The organism is Nostoc sp. (assembly GCF_035638895.1).
Classification (GTDB): Bacteria; Cyanobacteriota; Cyanobacteriia; order Cyanobacteriales; family Nostocaceae; genus Nostoc.
Genome location: NZ_DASQZC010000197.1, coordinates 1 through 2126 on the forward strand (window position 1 = coordinate 1; position 2126 = coordinate 2126).

The 2126-nt window shown below is 44.3% G+C and carries 2 protein-coding genes; both read right to left on the reverse strand.

Translation table 11 applies throughout. The annotated features are described in order from the left end of the window. The coding region (locus tag VE944_RS09650; protein ID WP_324975793.1) for a type I polyketide synthase at positions 1 to 1744 on the reverse strand (1744 nt) is incomplete at its 3' end. A gap of 20 nt (positions 1745 to 1764) precedes the next feature. Then, complete coding sequence (locus VE944_RS09655; protein WP_324975797.1) at positions 1765 to 2070, reverse strand: acyl carrier protein; 306 nt, start codon at positions 2068 to 2070, stop codon at positions 1765 to 1767. Positions 2071 to 2126 lie beyond the last annotated feature (56 nt).

The following is a 2126-nucleotide window of genomic DNA, read 5'->3' on the forward strand; positions in this document are numbered from 1 at the left end:
ACTCTTCTATAATGGCGCGAAAGACTGGTTCCTGTTCTAGTAACTCCCGACCCATCGCCCACCATTGGGGGCCTTGGCCGGAGAAAACGAAAACTAGTTTCGGACGGCGATGCTTGCGATTAGAAGGTTGATTAGTTTCTAACTTGCTTTGTAAAAAATCTTGTAACTTTTCTTGAAGTTGTGTAGGAGAATCAGCCAGCAAAGCCAGACGTTGTTCATAGTGAGTGCGTCGCACACTCGCTGTATAACAAATATCTGCTAGTGAGACAGCATCGGGTTTTTGAGTTTCCAGAAAATTCCGATAAGCTTGTGCTAGTGATTTCACACCTTCCTGGCTCTGGGCTGACAGGGGCAGTAAGTAAGATTGTTGCTGTTGCGATATATCTGCGGATTGGGGAGGCTGTTCTAGGACAACATGAGCATTAGTTCCTGCAAACCCGAAAGAACTAATGCTAGCTTTGGCTGGACTAGGCCCTTGAGGCCAAGGAGCTAAAGACTGCTGGACTCGAATGGGTAGAGTGTCAAAAGGAATATAGGGGTTAGGCTGGTGAAAATGTAAATTTGGTGGTATCTCTTGATGCTTGAGTGATAAAGCAACTTTAATTAAACCAGCGATGCCAGAGGCTGCTTCTAAATGGCCAATATTGCTTTTTACCGAGCCGACAGCACAGTAATTTCCAGTAGGACGGTTAGTATCTAATACTGTTCCGAGAGCGATCGCCTCGATGGGATCTCCTAAAGGAGTGCCAGTACCGTGCAACTCAACATAGCTAATTTCAGATGGTGCCACCCCAGCATTGTCCAATGCTTGACGAATTAGTGCTTCTTGAGCAGGGCCGAATGGCACGGTTAATCCCTTACTGCGGCCATCATGGTTAATCGCACTGCCGCGAATAAGTGCATATATCTGGTCATTATCTGCCAAAGCTTGCGATAAAGGTTTGAGGACAATAAAACCAGACCCTTCACTGCGAACATAACCGTTAGCTTCGGCATCAAAGGTTTTGCAACGACCATCGGGAGACAAAGCCTTTAGGTTAGTTAAACCAATGTGTCCAGTCGGTGAAACAATAATATTCACACCTCCAGCCAAAGCCATGCTAGCTTCTTTGTTCCATAAACTTTGGCAGGCAAGGTGAACTGCAACAAGTGACGAGGAACAAGCCGTATCAATTGCCATGCTTGGCCCTTTGAAGTTAAATACATAGGAAAGGCGACCAGCAGCAAGGCTCAACACATTACCAGTCAGATCGTAGCCTTGGATCTGCTGAGAATAACCCTCTCCCTGAATCAAGGTGTAATCGTTTGTGGAAATACCCACAAACACGCCAGTGCGTGAGCCGGATAGCTGTTCTCGCACCTGTCCAGCATCTTCTAATGCTTCCCAAGCCACCTCTAATAAGAGTCGTTGCTGAGGGTCCATAGACATGGCTTCTCTCGGCGAAATTCCGAAAAAGTGGGGGTCAAACTGGTCTACTTGCGGCAAAAAGCCGCCGCAGCGCGAGTTCGTTTTGCCAGGAATTTCCGGGTTTGGGTCATAGTATTTATCCAGATCCCAGCGATTTTTGGGGATCTCTGTAATGGCATCAACTCCGTTACACAAAAGTTCCCAAAAAGCTTCTGGATCTTTTGCCCCAGGAAATCGGCAGCCAATACCAATGATTGCGATCGCTTCCATTTTAATTACCTTCTTTGATTGCACCACATTTTTGTCATCGTTAAAATAGTGCTGAATGCTGAACAATGAGTATTCACAATTGAGTTCTAACTCAACACAGCTTTCTTTCCTTCTGGCTTCTGCCTTGTTGCACTAGTTTCTTCAGCTAGGCGTTTAGCAAGTTCTGCAATATTTGGGTAATTAAAGATTAAGGTAGGATTGAGATTGCATTCCAGCCACTTTTCTAACTTTTTCAATAGGATAATTGTTTCTACTGAATTTAAGTCGTAGTTATCAAAAGGCTCATGAATATCTATATCTTCTGGATCAATTTCCAGCCGCTCGGCAAACTGGTTAACCAACCAATCTTGAATATCTGTGACTTCAAAATGTCTAGAATTTGAAATAGTCATAAGGTGGTGCATTTGCATAAGTTAAACAATTAAGCTTCACTTAAATAAATTTGCTA